The organism is Nocardia africana NBRC 100379, from assembly GCF_001612635.1.
In the GTDB taxonomy this organism is placed as follows: Bacteria; Actinomycetota; Actinomycetes; order Mycobacteriales; family Mycobacteriaceae; genus Nocardia; species Nocardia africana.
Window position 1 is genome coordinate 485,291 of sequence record NZ_BDAV01000006.1, and the last position, 14,428, is coordinate 499,718.

17 protein-coding genes and 1 other RNA gene are annotated in these 14,428 nt (G+C 67.7%); 5 read left to right on the forward strand and 13 right to left on the reverse strand.

The window, feature by feature from the left end; translation table 11 throughout:
* Positions 1 to 97: 97 nt before the first annotated feature.
* Complete coding sequence (locus tag NA3_RS10480) at positions 98 to 916, reverse strand: dienelactone hydrolase family protein (protein WP_062963609.1); 819 nt, start codon at positions 914 to 916, stop codon at positions 98 to 100.
* Between the two features lie 90 nt (positions 917 to 1,006).
* On the opposite strand from NA3_RS10480, the gene NA3_RS10485 reads away from it, so the two are divergent.
* Both NA3_RS10485 and NA3_RS10490 read left to right on the forward strand, forming a co-directional pair.
* Complete coding sequence (locus NA3_RS10485) at positions 1,007 to 1,978, forward strand: GlxA family transcriptional regulator (protein WP_062963331.1); 972 nt, start codon at positions 1,007 to 1,009, stop codon at positions 1,976 to 1,978.
* An 87-nt stretch (positions 1,979 to 2,065) separates the two neighbouring features.
* Entirely contained in the window at positions 2,066 to 2,755 is a 690-nt protein-coding gene (locus tag NA3_RS10490; RefSeq protein WP_062963610.1) for a DUF899 domain-containing protein, read from the forward strand.
* Positions 2,756 to 2,759: 4 nt separating this feature from the next.
* On the opposite strand, the gene NA3_RS10495 is transcribed toward NA3_RS10490, so the two are convergent.
* Positions 2,760 to 3,839: a hypothetical protein gene (locus tag NA3_RS10495; RefSeq protein ID WP_128145129.1), complete on the reverse strand. Its 1,080-nt coding sequence runs from the start codon at positions 3,837 to 3,839 to the stop codon at positions 2,760 to 2,762.
* A gap of 18 nt (positions 3,840 to 3,857) precedes the next feature.
* Here NA3_RS10495 and NA3_RS38510 point away from each other — a divergent pair, with 18 nt between their 5' ends.
* Positions 3,858 to 4,166: an NIPSNAP family protein gene (locus NA3_RS38510; protein WP_062963333.1), complete on the forward strand. Its 309-nt coding sequence runs from the start codon at positions 3,858 to 3,860 to the stop codon at positions 4,164 to 4,166.
* Between the two features lie 36 nt (positions 4,167 to 4,202).
* On the opposite strand, the gene ssrA is transcribed toward NA3_RS38510, so the two are convergent.
* Both ssrA and smpB read right to left on the reverse strand, forming a co-directional pair.
* Positions 4,203 to 4,573, reverse strand: a transfer-messenger RNA (tmRNA) gene (gene ssrA / locus NA3_RS10505).
* 80 nt (positions 4,574 to 4,653) lie between these two features.
* The gene (gene smpB, locus NA3_RS10510; protein WP_040720876.1) at positions 4,654 to 5,127 is read right to left on the reverse strand and encodes an SsrA-binding protein SmpB; all 474 of its coding nucleotides are present in this window, start codon (positions 5,125 to 5,127) and stop codon (positions 4,654 to 4,656) included.
* 331 nt (positions 5,128 to 5,458) lie between these two features.
* Here smpB and NA3_RS10515 point away from each other — a divergent pair, with 331 nt between their 5' ends.
* Complete coding sequence (locus NA3_RS10515) at positions 5,459 to 5,827, forward strand: hypothetical protein (RefSeq protein ID WP_062963334.1); 369 nt, start codon at positions 5,459 to 5,461, stop codon at positions 5,825 to 5,827.
* Positions 5,828 to 5,834: 7 nt separating this feature from the next.
* Here the strand turns inward: NA3_RS10515 and NA3_RS10520 are convergent, their stop codons facing one another.
* The 9 genes from NA3_RS10520 to NA3_RS10560 all read right to left on the reverse strand — a co-directional run bounded on the left by NA3_RS10520 (position 5,835) and on the right by NA3_RS10560 (position 13,622).
* Positions 5,835 to 6,071, reverse strand: a complete 237-nt coding sequence (locus tag NA3_RS10520) for a WLR motif membrane protein (RefSeq protein WP_062963335.1) — start codon at positions 6,069 to 6,071, stop codon at positions 5,835 to 5,837.
* Positions 6,072 to 6,086: 15 nt separating this feature from the next.
* Positions 6,087 to 6,338, reverse strand: coding sequence for an Rv3103c transmembrane domain-containing protein (locus NA3_RS10525; protein ID WP_062963336.1), 252 nt, complete (start codon positions 6,336 to 6,338; stop codon positions 6,087 to 6,089).
* A 64-nt stretch (positions 6,339 to 6,402) separates the two neighbouring features.
* Positions 6,403 to 8,511 (reverse strand): DNA helicase RecQ, encoded by a 2,109-nt coding sequence (gene recQ / locus NA3_RS10530; RefSeq protein WP_372464241.1) that lies wholly within the window; start codon positions 8,509 to 8,511, stop codon positions 6,403 to 6,405.
* 261 nt (positions 8,512 to 8,772) lie between these two features.
* Positions 8,773 to 9,678 (reverse strand): permease-like cell division protein FtsX, encoded by a 906-nt coding sequence (gene ftsX, locus NA3_RS10540; protein ID WP_062963339.1) that lies wholly within the window; start codon positions 9,676 to 9,678, stop codon positions 8,773 to 8,775.
* Positions 9,678 to 10,367, reverse strand: a complete 690-nt coding sequence (gene ftsE, locus NA3_RS10545; RefSeq protein WP_039780105.1) for a cell division ATP-binding protein FtsE — start codon at positions 10,365 to 10,367, stop codon at positions 9,678 to 9,680. The genes ftsX and ftsE overlap by 1 nt, the downstream gene beginning before the upstream one ends.
* Before the next feature lie 74 nt (positions 10,368 to 10,441).
* Positions 10,442 to 10,597: an Rv3103c transmembrane domain-containing protein gene (locus NA3_RS36820; RefSeq protein ID WP_157126544.1), complete on the reverse strand. Its 156-nt coding sequence runs from the start codon at positions 10,595 to 10,597 to the stop codon at positions 10,442 to 10,444.
* Positions 10,584 to 11,441: a mechanosensitive ion channel family protein gene (locus NA3_RS10550; RefSeq protein ID WP_062963340.1), complete on the reverse strand. Its 858-nt coding sequence runs from the start codon at positions 11,439 to 11,441 to the stop codon at positions 10,584 to 10,586. The genes NA3_RS36820 and NA3_RS10550 overlap by 14 nt, the downstream gene beginning before the upstream one ends.
* Positions 11,442 to 11,568: 127 nt before the next feature.
* Complete coding sequence (prfB, locus tag NA3_RS10555; RefSeq protein ID WP_062963341.1) at positions 11,569 to 12,681, reverse strand: peptide chain release factor 2; 1,113 nt, start codon at positions 12,679 to 12,681, stop codon at positions 11,569 to 11,571.
* A gap of 83 nt (positions 12,682 to 12,764) precedes the next feature.
* Positions 12,765 to 13,622, reverse strand: coding sequence for a helix-turn-helix domain-containing protein (locus NA3_RS10560; protein WP_062963342.1), 858 nt, complete (start codon positions 13,620 to 13,622; stop codon positions 12,765 to 12,767).
* 132 nt (positions 13,623 to 13,754) lie between these two features.
* Between NA3_RS10560 and NA3_RS10565 the strand changes: the two genes are divergently transcribed.
* Positions 13,755 to 14,342 (forward strand): NADPH-dependent FMN reductase, encoded by a 588-nt coding sequence (locus NA3_RS10565; RefSeq protein WP_062963343.1) that lies wholly within the window; start codon positions 13,755 to 13,757, stop codon positions 14,340 to 14,342.
* Positions 14,343 to 14,428: the final 86 nt, after the last annotated feature.

A 14,428-nucleotide genomic window follows, 5' to 3' on the forward strand; every position in this document is an offset into this window, starting at 1 on the left:
GGCCGGCAATTCTCACGCCGCCGGGTGTGGTTCGTGCGGCATCGAGTGAGCCGGCGTCGAGGAATCCGGGGGCGACCGGCCATGGTCGATCGCGGCGCTATTCCGTTGTCGGCGTGTGTAAGCGCGCGCTGAGGAACTCGAGAATCTCGTCGCGGGCGGCGCGGGTGGGGTGGCCCTCCTCGTCGACGAAATGCGCGGTGACGATGCTGTGCGGGGTCTGGACGACGTCGCGGAAGAACGGCGGCGGAGCGGGGTTGGCGGAATCGCCCGCCAGCACGCGGCCGTCGAAGGCGTCACCGAGCAGCGCCCGGTAGGCGGCGAAGCGGCGGCCGGTGCACCAGCGGTCGTTGTCGAAACGGTAGGCCAGGACGGTCAGACCGTCGCGCCGGATACGGTCGCGGATCGCGGCCGCGTCCTCGTCGCTCATCTCGATCCCGGCGGGGTCGTCCAGCGGTAGCGAGGGATGATTCACCACCGGCGCGACGACGGCCGGTTCGAGCGTCATGGTGAGCGCGAAATTGCCGGTGAAACACAGCCCGAGCGCGCCGACTCCGGGACCGCCGCATTCGTCGTGGGCCAGCCGCGCGAGCCCGCGCAGCCATCGCGTGACGGGACTCGTTCCGCCGCCCGCGAACGCCCGGAATTCGGCACTGACGCAGGCGCGCCGCACGACGTCGGCGCCCTCCTCGACCGTGGGATGGGCGCCGTCGACGCCGAACAGCGAGGGGAGGTAGACGGTGAACCCCGCGTCGCGGATCCAGCGTGCGAGCCGCAGGACGTCGGGGCTGATTCCCGGCATCTCCGGCATCACCACGACGGCCGGGCCGGATCCGGCCGTGTAGACGGTCTTGCTCACCCCGTCCACGTCGACGAGGCGGGGTGCGAAAGCGGCGAGCGGGTCGTCGTCGATATCCATGCGGTCAGCGTCGACCGGAATCGCCGGGAAAGCGATCGGCGGGATCGCCATATTCAGGGGTAATCTCGCCATCGGACGAGGAGGCGGGTCGTGAGCGCGTATCGAGTGGGTGTGCTGGCGTATCCGGGCTGCTTCGCCTCCGAGGTGTTCGGGATTCCCGATCTGCTGACGATGGCCGCGCACATCGCGGGCCCGGATCGCGCGGGATACCAGGTGACGGTGATCTCGCCGCGGCGCCGGGTGGTGGCGTCCGGCGGTGTGGCACTGTCGGTTTCGCCGTTGCGCGAGGTCGACATCCTCGTGGTGCCGGGCTTCGAACTCGTTCCGGGTCTCGATCCGGATGCCCGGCTGCCACCGCTGTCCGCCGAGATCGCGGCGATCCGCGACCATGCCGCCGCGGGCGGAGCCGTCGTCTCGATCTGTGTGGGCGCGTTCCTGCTCGCCCGGGCCGGGCTGCTCGCGGGCCGGCAGGCCACGACGGCCTGGTTGTTCGCCGACGAGCTCGCGCAGCAATGCCCCGAGGCCGACATCCGGCCGGATCGGCTGGTCGTCACCGACCGCGGGGTGACGACGACGGCCGCCTTCAGCGCCATGTACGACTTCGCGCTGGATCTGATCGCACGGCACAGCGGCGCGCGGGTCGCGCGGACCACCGCGCGGATCGCCCTCGTCGACGACGCCCGCTCGTCGCAGACTCCGTACGTCGACGCGCGTCTGCTTCCACAACCCGGAAACACGTTCTCCCGCAAGGTGATGCGTCACCTCGATCGCAATCTCACCGCCCGCTACGACCTCACCGCACTGGCGAGCGCCTTCCACGTGAGCACCCGCACCCTGCTGCGCCGCTTCGCCGATGAGACCGGACGCAGTCCGCTCGATTATCTGCAGTCCGCACGCGTGCGCCGCGCCCGCCACCTGCTCGAGACCACCGACCGCACCGTCACCGACATCTGCGGCGCCGTCGGATACCGGGATGCGGGCACCTTCGCCGCCCTGTTCGCCGAACACACCGGACAGCGCCCCGGCGACTACCGCACCACCTTCCGCCGCACCCGCTCGTGAATCGACGGGCCGCGACCGATGAGTTCCGAAGCGGTACCGCGTCTGTATCTACAGCTCGCAATCCGGGAGAACGGTCAGGGAGGACCCATGAGCACCACAGCACTGCCACCCGTCGTCGACGCCGAGACCTGGCAGCGTGAACTCGACGCGCTGCGGGTGCGGGAGAAGGCCGTGACCCGGGAACTCGACGCGATCGCCGCCGCGCGCCGCCGCCTGCCGATGGTGCGGATGCCCGACTACACCCTCGAGGGCGAGAACGGGCCGGTCCGGCTGGCGGACGTCTTCGAGGGCAGGTCGCAGCTGATCGTCTACAACCACATGTGGTTCCCCGGCGAAACGTGGCAATGCCCCGGTTGCACCGGATTCACCTCGCAATTCACCCGATTGGAGTTCCTGGACAACTGGGACGCCCGCTTCGTCATCGTCACCCAGGGACCGATCGGCGAGGCACTGGCCTACAAACGGCGTGTCGGCAACACGATGACCTGGTACTCGACCGCGAACAGCTCCTTCGGCGCGGATGTCGGCGCACCTCCCGGCGGCGGCTTCGCGGTCAACGTCTTCCTGCGCGACGGCGACACCGTCTACCGCACCTGGCACACCGACGGCCGCGGCACCGAACAGCTCGGCTACAACTTCGCACTCATCGACCTGCTGCCCTACGGCCGCCAGGAGGAATGGCAGGACTCCCCCGAGGGATGGCCGCAATCGCCCACCTACAGCCGGTGGAGTGGATCGAAGGAGATCGCCGCGGCCTACGGCGAACCCGGCGCCTGAGCGGCTACAACAGCGGCGGGCGCTGGTCGTCGGCCTCGGCCCGCACCGCGTCTTCGAACCCCGACTCGTACTCCTCGCAGTACAGCAGCCGGCAGCCGCGGATGGCGTCCAACAAGTCTTCCAGCAGATCGACGGCCGGGCGGGCCGGATCGAGGCACGAGATCCGGAATTCGTCGGTGAGCGCGGTCAGGCCCTCCTCGTCGAGTTCGTCTCCGCGCAGGCGTCTTTCGATCGCCTCGGCGGCCTCGACGATGCGGGCCGGGTTGCGCACCCGGCCCTCGGCGGCGGCGAGCGCGTCGGCGATCAGGTCGACCACCACGGCGGTCGGGCTCTCGCCCGCGCACAACCGCTCCAGCACCAGCGTCGGCGTCTCCACTCGAAGCGCCTCCAGATTGTCCGCCTCAGCGACCACGTGCACGGGATGTACCTCCGCGGCCTCGGCCGCGACCTGGGCGGCGAGGTGCAGCCAGCGTGCGGCGGCCACCGCGGCGGCGGCCGGATCGATATCGGTGAACCGGTCGAGGGAGGCGAGCGGGTCGGCGTAGAACAGCGCATCGGCCGCGTGCACCTGCACGGGCGAAATATCCGCGCGCGACAATTCCACCGCCTGCCGGGCCCGTCCGGACAGATCGCCCAGCTCCGCCGCCTCGATCGCCGCCTGCTCGGTCCGTACCTCGGCGACCAGCGCGTCCACCAGCGTCGCGTCGCCGATCAGATGAGCCACCCGCCCGACTCGATGCGCCGCCTCCTCGACCACGCTGTAGGACACCGCCATCATCCCGTCCTCGTCGGGCAGATTCGGTTCCCGCACGGCCGCCTCCACGTCACGGAACCGATGGCGCTCCTCGGCCCGATGCCACGCCACACTGTTGGGCACCTCCGGATCCCCCGCCGCCGACGCCGGATGCGTATAGGTCCGCCACTGGTATTCCGACAGTTTCGTCAGCGCCGCCGCCAGCGCGAGCCCGACCTCCGCCTCCACCGTTCCCGGCAGAGTCGCGATGGTCTCGGCCACGTCACCCCCGCCGGTCCCCCAACTCGCGACAAGCGCGCCGGCCCCCGAGTCGTATGCATACCGCGTCACGACCTCAGTTCTACCCTCGTGGACAGACGTAAGCCGACACCGCGTTCGCGATTCGCACGCCGCTGGATGGAACTGGTCGACGCCCACGGTGGCACCCACCACGGGTACTTCCTGCCGGGCGAAGGCACGAGCGACAAGGAGCTGGCATTGTTCAGCTTTGCGAGCCTGGCGGCCTACGAGCAATACCGCACCCGCTTCGGTGTGGATCCCGACTTCGTCGACGCCGATCGCATCAGAGACGACAGCGGATGCGTCCTGCGCTACGAGCGCACCTTCATGCGCCCACTACTGCCCACGCCACCCAGCCGGCACCCCGCTGGAGCATGAAAAAGCCCCTCACCTGGGGCTCAGGTGAGGGGCCTGTGGTGGAGCTGCCGGGAATTGAACCCGGGTCCTCCGCCGCTTCTTCAGGGCTTCTCCGTGTGCAGTTCGCTGAGCCTCTACTCGGATCTCTCGGTCACGCGAACAAGCCGAGATGACGATCCCAGTCGCTGTTTGCTGTCCCGTACGACTCCGCGACCGAGCCGGACGGTGAAGCTCTCTAGCTGATGCCAGTACCCGGGCCGAGAGCAAACCCGGACTGACAGACACGCTCTACTGCTTAGGCAGCGAGAGCGTAGTCGCGCTGATGAGAATCGGCGCTTATTGGGTTACAGCGACGCTTACGGTGGTCTCCTGCCTGCACCGACACGCTTCCCCTGAATCGACGTACGCAGTCGAAACCGATCAGCCCCGTAGTCAACTCAGTTGAACACCCGGCTGGTGGCCGGGCTGTTCATATTAACATCACTTCGCCGTCATACATTCCCGCCGGTCAGCGCATGCCTTTCACGCGGCGGCCGAGCTCGCGCGTCACCTCGCGCTCCGCGGTGCGGCGGGCCAGGTCGTGACGCTTGTCGTAGTCCTGCTTACCCTTGGCCAACGCCAGTTCGACCTTCACCTTGCCGTCGGTGAAGTACATCGACAGCGGGACGAGGGTCTGCGAGCTCTCCTTGGTCTTCCCGGTGAGCTTGTCGATCTCGCGACGGTGCAGCAGCAGCTTCCGGGTCCGGCGCGGGGCGTGATTGGTCCAGGTGCCGTGCCCGTATTCGGGAATGTGCAGGCCACGCAGCCACACCTCACCGTCGTCGATGGTGGCGTAGGCGTCCACCAGCGACGCCTTCCCCTCCCGCAGGCTCTTCACCTCGGTACCGACCAGCGCGATCCCCGCCTCATAGGTGTCGAGGATCGTGTAGTTGTGCCGCGCCTTGCGGTTGGTGGCGATGACCTTGCGCCCCTTCTCCTTCATGAACACCTTTCCCTCGACTCCGCGCAGCTCGGCGGCGCTCCACGCTGTCATTGTGCCTCGATGCCCGTCGAGCGTTACGGACCTGTCCGGTTTACACGGCTGCCGAACAGAAGAACAACGAAATTCCGGCCCGGAACATGCCGTGATCCGGCTCACGGTCGGCGATATCCGGCAACCCGCCCGGGAGCGGTGACGCGGGGAGGAACCACCGCACCGGACAGCGGCGGCTGCGGACGATTGCGGACATCCCCACCGCCGGGAACCGATTCCGTGTACCCATCAGCGCCCGGGCGCGCAAAATGATTGCGTGACAACGGTACCCAGATTCAGAGTGAGCACCGCCTCGGATCGTGTACTCGACGACCCGACCGATGCGCAACTACACGACCTCTTGGCCGAGTTGGATTATCGAGAACCCCAACTCGTCGTCGAACGCCCGGGTTCGCCTGCGGCCCAACACTATCTGCGCGTCGAGATGGATCGGCGCATCGATCCCGACGACGGTCGCGGCTATATCGTCGAATACGGCGGGGGCGGGCCGGGGATGCAGTTCCGGGCCAGCGTGCGCGACACCGCGCGCTGGGGAACCCCGCACTCCCCCGCCTTCGAACTCGTCGCAAAGACCGTGCAGGACTGGGCCTTTCAGCGCTACGGCTGGCACGAGGCGATGATGTGGGAGCGGGTGAGCACCGACCGCTGACGCGCGGTCAGCCGCCGGGGCGGACCTGCAGATACAGAATCAGCAGGGCGATCCAGGCGAGCAGCAGCACCACGGTCGTCAGCCGCGGGCGACCGAGCGGGTTCGTGTGCGGACGCAGCCACCCGGCGTCGACCGAATCCGCTCGGGTGCGGCGAGGTCCGGGTTTCGCGGCATCCGGCGGATCGTCGCCGGGCCCGGAATCCGACGACTGATCGGAGCGGTCGTCGTGATGGTCGTGGGACATAGCGGCACGCTACCGCTATCCGCCGGGCCGCACCGCCAGATAGAGCGCCAACACGGCAATCCACACGGTAATGAGTGCCAGCGTCGAGGGCCGCATACCGGTCCGCGCCGGCCGCAGCCGCCGGGGCATGCCGATCCGGCCCAGGGGCCGCACCTCGATCCGGGAAGGACCCGGCGTCGCGGGCACGGCGGAATCGGCGCCTGAAGCCGTGCCGTGGGTTCCCGGCAACCCGTTGCTCTCGATCACTCCGTCCTGGCCATGCGTCACGGCGAGACGGTTACCCTCGCCGAGCGGATCGATAAACGTAGGACTGGTGAGCGGAAGGATCGGCTCAGTAGAAGTCGTCCGGCGGGGGCTCGAAGTCCGCGTCGGGGATATCCCAGTTCGTCGAATCGTGCGCGGCTGCCGGTTCCGCGGCCTCGAACCTCGAGCGCGTGACCGGGCCGCGAGAGCGTTCGGGGCGCGAGCGCGCACTCGATGCGGGTGCGCGGGAGGAGCCGCGCTGGTCGGCCGGTCGCTCGGCTCGGTTCGGGCGCGAGGCCGTCGCCTCCGCACCGCCCGAACCACCCGCATCGAAGCCCGCGACCACCTCCAGGACGCCCTCGCCGTACTTCGCGAGTTTGTTCTCACCGATACCGCTGATGCCACCGAGTTCGGCCAGGCTCGAGGGGGCGCGGCCGGCGATGTCGCGCAGGGTGGCGTCGTGGAAGACGACGTAGGCGGGAACGCCCTGCTCCTTGGCGACCGAGGCGCGCCAGGCACGAAGCTGTTCGAACAGATCCGCCGCCGCGGGTGCCAGCTCGGCCGCGGCGAGACGCGAGGCCTTCGCCTTGGCGGCGCGCGGTGGCTTCACGCGTTCCGGCTCGCGACGCATGAGTACCGTGCGGTTTTTGAACAGCACCTCGTCGCTGGCTTCGGTGAGGGTCAGCACGCCGTATTCACCGTGCACCGCGAGCAGGCCCTGGGCGAGCAGCTGGCGGATCACGCCGCGCCATTCGGTATCGCGCAGGTCGGCGCCGACGCCGAAGACCTTCAACTCGTTGTGCTTGTGCTGCAACACTTTCGGATTCGACTTCCCGAGCAGGATGTCGACGATATGTCCGGCGCCGAAGCTCTGTCCGCGTTCGCGTTTGAGCCGCAAGACCGTCGAGAGCACCTTCTGCGCGGCGACCGTGCCGTCCCAGGATTCCGGCGGGTTCAGGCAGGTGTCGCAGTTACCGCAGGTCTCACCGGATTGGCCGAAGTAGTTGAGCAGCTGGGTGCGGCGGCACTGCACGGTCTCGCACAGCGCGAGCATCGCATCCAGATGGAGTTGCAACTGCCGCCGGTGTGCCGCGTCTCCTTCGGAGGAGTCGATCATTTTGCGTTGCTGCACAACATCGTTGAGGCCGTAGACCATCCAGGCGGTGGACGGCAGGCCGTCGCGGCCGGCACGGCCGGTCTCCTGGTAGTAGCCCTCCACCGACTTGGGCAGATCCAGATGTGCCACGAACCGCACATCGGGTTTGTCGATGCCCATGCCGAAGGCGATGGTCGCGACGACGATCAGTCCGTCCTCGCGCAGGAACCTGGCCTGATTGGTGGCGCGGGTGCGCGCGTCCAGTCCGGCGTGATAGGGCACCGCCTCGATTCCGTTGCGGCACAGGAATTCCGCGGTCCGCTCGACCGAATTGCGGGACAGGCAGTAGACGATGCCCGCGTCCCCCGGATGTTCGGTGCGGATGAACGACAGCAGTTGCTGATCGGCACGATTCTTCGGCTCGATCCGGTACTGGATATTGGGCCGGTCGAAACCCGCGACGAAGTGCTTCGCCCCGGTGAGGTCGAGCCGCTCGGCGATCTCGCGGCGCGTGGCCTCGGTGGCGGTGGCGGTCAATGCGATCCGCGGCACGTCGGGCCAGCGTTCGTGCAGGACCGACAGCGCCAGATAGTCGGGCCGGAAGTCGTGGCCCCACTGCGACACACAGTGCGCCTCGTCGATGGCGAAGACCGACACCTTGCCGCGATCGAGCAATTCCGCGGTCGATTCGAGCTTCAACCGCTCCGGCGCCAGATACAGCACATCCAGCTCACCCGCGACGAACTGCGCCTCGACCGTACGCCGCTCGTCCGGGTACTGGGTGGAGTTGAGGAAACCGGCACGCACGCCGAGTGCGGTCAGCGCATCGACCTGATCCTGCATCAGCGCGATCAACGGTGAGATGACCACACCCACCCCCGGCCGCACCAGCGCCGGAATCTGATAACACAGCGACTTGCCGCCGCCGGTAGGCATCAGAACGAGCGCATCACCACCGGAGACGACCTGATCGACGATCTCGCGCTGTAATCCCCGGAAACTGTCGTACCCGAATACCCGCTGCAGAACCTGTTGCGCCGCATCGGTTTCCACAGTGCGCGACGAAGCGTCGGCCGTCTCGAGCGTCTCCGGGGAATTCACGCCAGCCATCCTACGGACCCCCACCGACGATCCGAACCCCCAATCCACAGCCGCACCCCGTCCACGAGGCTCCCCGCCGCAGCGAGGCGCAGCGCGGCCCGATCCCGCCGAAGTCCGTCCGAGACCGGCACCGCCGATGCCGCGGCGGGCCGGTTCCGGCGCTGGTTCGCCGAGCCGGCCGCGGTCGAGATGCTCACCTGCGAGACCGGCCGGGTCGGCGAAGCCATCGACCTGCTCTGCTCCGGCCGGACCCCGGAACTCCTATTCGCGCACGTAGTAGCGCAGCGTGCCGTAGGCGGTCAGCGCGGCGAACACGATACCCACCGGCACCACGGTCAGCGCCACCACCGCGATGTCGTCGCCGGTGATGCGCGGGAAGACCTTCGACGCGAACAGGTCGCCGAGGGCGCGGTCGATGACCAGCGGTCGCGCGATCATCAGTCCGATCACCGCCAGCACCGAGCCGGCCAGGGCGGCGACCACCGCCTCGAGCAGGAAGGGCAACTGGGTGTACCAGCGCGTCGCGCCGACCAGGCGCATGATGCCGACTTCCTCACGACGGGTGAACGCCGCGATCTGCACCATATTCGCGATCAACAGCAGGGCGGCCAGGGCCTGCAGCACGGCCAGGCCGAAGGCAGCGTTGCGCAGGCCGTCGAACAGGCTCACCAGCCGGTCGACGATGTCCTTGTCGTTGCGCACGAATCCGACGCCGGGCTTGCCCTGGAAGTCCTTGAAGATGCGCGGGTACTGCGCGGCGTCGGTCATCTTGACGCGCAGCGAGGCCGGCAGCGGCGACTCGCTGACGTATTTGGCCAGCTCGGGCTGGTCCTTGAAGGTCTTCTCCTTCGCCTCGCGGACCGCCTCCTCGCGATTGAGGTACTGCACCGATTCCACGCCCGGCTCGGCTTTGAGCGCCGACATCAGGGCCTTGCACGGATCCTGTGAGCAGTCCGGATCGGTGGCCGAGACGTCCTCGGTCAGATACAGCCGCACCTCGAGCCGGTCCAGGAAGTACTGCTCGGTCTTGTCGGCCATCCGGACCGCCAGCATGCCCCCGCCGAGCATGGTGAGCGAGACCGCGGTGGTGAGGATCATCGCGATGGTCATGGTGACGTTGCGGCGTAGGCCGTTGAAAACCTCACCGAACAGGAAGCTCGCGCGCATTACCGGCCCACCCCGTACACGCCGGTGGCCTCGTCGCGGACCAGGCGCCCGCGATCGAGTTCGACCACACGCCGGCGCATGGCGTCGACGATGTGATTGTCGTGGGTGGCCATCAGCACCGTGGTGCCCGTGCGGTTGATGCGTTCCAGCAACATCATGATGTCCTGACTGGTGTCGGGGTCCAGGTTGCCGGTGGGTTCGTCGGCGAGCAGCACCAGCGGCCGGTTCACGAACGCCCGGGCGATCGCGACGCGCTGCTGTTCACCGCCGGACAGCTCGGTCGGCAGGCGATCCGCCTTACCGGACAAACCCACCAGGTCCAGCGCCTCCGGCACCGCCCGATTGATGAATTTGCGATTCTTGCCGATCACCTCGAGCGCGAACGCCACGTTCTGCTCGACCGTCTTCTGCTGCAGCAACCGGAAATCCTGGAAGACGCAGCCGATGCGCTGGCGCAGCTTGGGCACCCGCCGCCCGGGCAACCGGTCGACCCGGAAATCCGCGACATGCACCTCGCCGGTGGTCGGCTTGACCTCTTTCAGCAACAGTTGCATGAACGTCGATTTACCCGACCCGGACGGTCCGATAATGAAGACGAACTCGCCCTTGTCGACCTCGACCGAAACATTGTCCAGCGCGGGTCTCGTCGAGGTTTTATATGACTTGGTGACGTTCCGCAGGGTGATCACGAGGTGCCAGTGTAGCCAGCGAAGTCATGGCACACTTCGGCCCACTCCACGGCATGCGACGTGTCACAAAGAGGTCAGCGGGCGGGCCCGGTCGTCAGCGCGGAACCGGAAACGGTATTCGCGATGTTGAAACCTGAATGGTCCGGTGTGGCCGGTTTCACGAACAGATACAGCACGAGCGTCGCGACCCAGACACTGAGCAGGATCGCGGTCGATTTACGCGGTTTCACTCAAGCCCTCCCGACGCAGCGCCGCGGCGACACGCACTCGCAGCTCGCGTCCGACGTCGAATTGTTTACCCGGCAATGTGCGGGCCACCATCCGGATGTTCATCTGATCGACGGTGAGATCTTCCAGACCCATCACCGTAGGTTCGTCCAGCAGTAGCGATTTCAGGCGGCGATCCTGAAATGCTTTGGCGCCCACTTCGTGCAGGATCTCGTTGACCTTCGTGATATCGGCGGTGGCGGGCACCGGCACATCGATCGCCGCACGAGCCCAATCCTTCGACAGATTGGTCACTTTCACGATCTGCCCGTTGGGCACCGTGATGACCTCCCCGTCCGGATTGCGCAATGTGGTGATCCGCAGCGTGACGTCCTCCACGGTACCTTCGGCCGGCTCGGATTGTCCGGTGACCGCGATGCGCACCACATCACCGAATCCGTACTGCCGCTCGGTGATCAGGAAGAATCCGGCGAGCAGATCCTGCACGATGCGCTGGGCACCGAAACCGAGCGCGGCACCGAGCACCGCCGCCGGCGCGACCAGGCCGCTGAGCTGGAAGCCCAAGCGCCGCAACACTTCCAGCGATACCAGGAAGTACACGATCACCAGCACCACCCAGGTGATGACCTGGGCCAGCGCATGCCGATGTTTGGCGGCCTCGGTGCGCACCAGCGAATCGCTGCTCTGGAAACCGGAGTCGATGCGGCGGGTGATGCGGTCGCGCACGAAGGTGGCGAAGCGGCTGAACAGCATCGCGCCGACGACCAGCAGCACGATCTCGAGCCCGCTGCCACGCAGCCACGACGTGAATTCCGCACCGGTCCCGGTGGCGAGAGTCGTCGTCATCGGCGCATCCTTTCCGGTATCAACCGTGCACCGACACAAGCCATTCTGCCGCCCGAACACACGCCAGCCAGGTTACTACGACCGACCGCCGACCGATATGCCGTGATTGTGCCGTGATAGGCGAGTTTCACGCGTCCTGCCGCATTCGCCACCGGATTCCCTCTTCGATGAAGCCGTCGATATCACCGTCGAGAACCGAGGACGGATTGTTCACCTCGAAGTTGGTGCGCAGGTCCTTGACCATCTGGTACGGATGCAGCACGTACGAGCGCATCTGATTACCCCAGGAGGCGCCCTCGTTGGTCTTGAGCGCATCCATCTCGGCGCGCTCCTCCTGCCGTTTGCGCTCGAGCAGTTTCGCCTGCAGCACGCGCATGGCGGAGATCTTGTTCTGCAGCTGCGATTTCTCGTTCTGGCAGGTCACCACGATGCCGGTCGGAATGTGGGTGATCCGCACCGCCGAGTCGGTGGTGTTGACGCTCTGACCACCCGGACCCGACGAGCGGTACACATCGACGCGGATCTCCGATTCCGGGACCTCGATATGGTCGGTGCCCTCGACCACCGGCAGCACCTCGACCTCGGCGAAGGAGGTCTGACGCCGGCCCTGGTTGTCGAAGGGGCTGATCCGCACCAGGCGGTGCGTGCCCATCTCCACCGAGAGGGTGCCGTAGGCGTAGGGCACCTTCACCGCGAAGGTGGCGCTCTTGATGCCCGCCTCCTCGGCGTAGGAGGTGTCGTAGATCTCGACCGGATACTTGTGCCGCTCGGCCCAGCGCACGTACATGCGCATCAGCATCTGCGCCCAGTCGGCGGCGTCCACCCCACCGGCGCCGGAACGAATGTTGACCAGCGCCTCGCGCTTGTCGTATTCGCCCGAGAGCAGGGTGCGAACCTCCATCGCCTCGACGTCGGCGTGCAGCGCGGCCCGTTCGGCGTCGGCATCGGCGAGGGCGGCCGTGCGCGCCTCGCCCTCTTCCTCTTCGGCGAGTTCGTAGAGGACGGGCAGATCGTCGAGCCGCTGCCGCAGTTCGGTGACGCGGCGCAGCTCACCCTGGGCGTGCGACAGCTCGCTGGTCACCTGCTGGGCGTGTTCCTGGTTGTTCCACAGCTCCGGGTCGGCGGCCTGATGTTCGAGCTCGTCGATGCGACGGCGCAGCTCGTCGATGTCGAGCACCGACTCGACAGTCTTCAACGTGGTGTCGAGTTCGGCGAGATCAGCGGAAACGTCAGGATGCACGGTTGTCCAATCTACCGCTCACGCAGATGGCGGTGAAATGCGGCGAGTCCTCGGCAGCCCGGGCGACGCGGCGGGCGGCCGGCTCAGCCCGATACCGCGCGCAATCCCCCCGGGCGGCGGCCCAGCAGCGCATCGAGGGCCGCGGCCGTCGCGTCGTCCGCGGGCAGCTGGACCTGGAGGTACTGGTCGTCGTCGGCGGACAGGTCCAGCCGCTCGTAGGCCAGCCGCAGCGGGCCCGCCTCGGGATGGTCCATCCGGCTGATGCCGCTGGTATCCGGCAGTCCGGCGATGTCGGCGACGCGACGGGTGAATTCGGCGCCCGCCAGCAGCGTCAGCTCGTCGGCGAGCGCGGCGACGGCCGGATCCGAGCGGAAGGGACCGGCCTTCAGATTCGCCACCGCGAGATCGGCACAACGGTCCCACTCGGGATACACCTCGCGGGCCCGCGGATCGGTGAACAGCCAGCGCGGATACCCCGCGGGCAGGCCATGGTCGAGCAAGCCGGTGCCGCCGACCAGCGCGCGGTAGCCATCGGTGCAGCTCAGGACCTCACCGAGTCGGTTGAAGACGGCCGCGGGCGCCGGGGCGAGACGGTCCAGAATCGCCTGGACCGCGGGCCGGACCAGGCGATTCGGCAGCGCGCCGCCGGTGCAGCTGAATCCGGGATCGGCGGATTTGACCAGGCGATGCAGCTGAACGCGCTCGCTCGGGCTCAATCGGAGGGCATCGGCCAATGCGGACAGCACGCCCGCCGACGGATGCCGGTCGCGGCCCTGCTCCAACCGGATCAGGTATTCGACGCTGACGCCGGCGAGTGTCGCGAGTTCGGCGCGGCGCAGGCCCGGGGTGCGGCGGCGGGGTCCGGCCGGGAGCCCGACCTCGGCGGGGGTGACCGCCTCCCGCCGAGTACGCAGGAAAAGGCCCAGCTCGTTATCGCTCACAGATCGACGCTAACAGCGCCGGGCGCGCCGAGGGTATCCCTCTCACTACCACCCTCACAGCGGGCTCCCTGGCCTCGCGCCCGGACGGCAGAGTCGACGACAGCGAACGACGCTTTCCGAAGGAGATCCGAAATGTCCAGCAGCACACTGCGGCTCGCCGTTGTCATCGCCAGCGTCCGGGAGGGCCGGTTCGGGCCGGTGGTCGGCGAGTGGTTCGCCGAACAGGCCCGGCGGCACGACGGCTTCGAGGTCGACCTGATCGATCTCGCCGAGGCCGATCTGCCCGTCGCACTGCCGGCGGTCCCGCCGCGAATGGAACCGAATCCGCCGCGTCCCGCCGGAATGGTCGATCTGACCCGGCGTCTGGATGCCGCGGATGCGATCGTCATCGTCACTCCCGACATCAACAGCAGTTACCCGGCCTCGATCAAGACGGCGATCGACTGGCACTACACGCAGTGGGACCGCAAGGCGGTCGGCTTCGTGGGCTACAGCGGTGCGAGCGGTGGGCTGAACGCCATCGCCCACCTGCGCCAGGTGTTCGCCGAGCTGAACGCCCACACGATCCGCGACTACGTGTCCTTCCCCCGGTATTACCAGCAGTTCGACGCCGAGGGACGGTGGACCGCACCGACCGGATCCGAGGCGGCGGCAGCGGGAATGCTCGACCAATTGCGCTGGTGGGCGAGCGCTTTGGCGGCGGCGCGGGTCGCGGCGTGACCAACGGCCGACGCGGGCTCGAGGTCCGCGAAGGGTGAAAGTCCCGACGGCCGGACGCACGGAGTCCGCCAGGCCCGCTCAGCGGA

Coding starts and splice junctions, on each gene's coding strand:
- NA3_RS10480 (WP_062963609.1), bottom strand. CDS start 916: ATGGATATCGACGACGACCCGCTCGCCGCTTTCGCACCCCGCCTCGTC.
- NA3_RS10490 (WP_062963610.1), top strand. CDS start 2,066: ATGAGCACCACAGCACTGCCACCCGTCGTCGACGCCGAGACCTGGCAG.
- smpB (WP_040720876.1), bottom strand. CDS start 5,127: ATGAAGGAGAAGGGGCGCAAGGTCATCGCCACCAACCGCAAGGCGCGG.
- NA3_RS10520 (WP_062963335.1), bottom strand. CDS start 6,071: ATGTCCCACGACCATCACGACGACCGCTCCGATCAGTCGTCGGATTCC.
- ftsX (WP_062963339.1), bottom strand. CDS start 9,678: ATGCGCGCGAGCTTCCTGTTCGGTGAGGTTTTCAACGGCCTACGCCGC.
- NA3_RS10550 (WP_062963340.1), bottom strand. CDS start 11,441: ATGACGACGACTCTCGCCACCGGGACCGGTGCGGAATTCACGTCGTGG.
- NA3_RS10565 (WP_062963343.1), top strand. CDS start 13,755: ATGTCCAGCAGCACACTGCGGCTCGCCGTTGTCATCGCCAGCGTCCGG.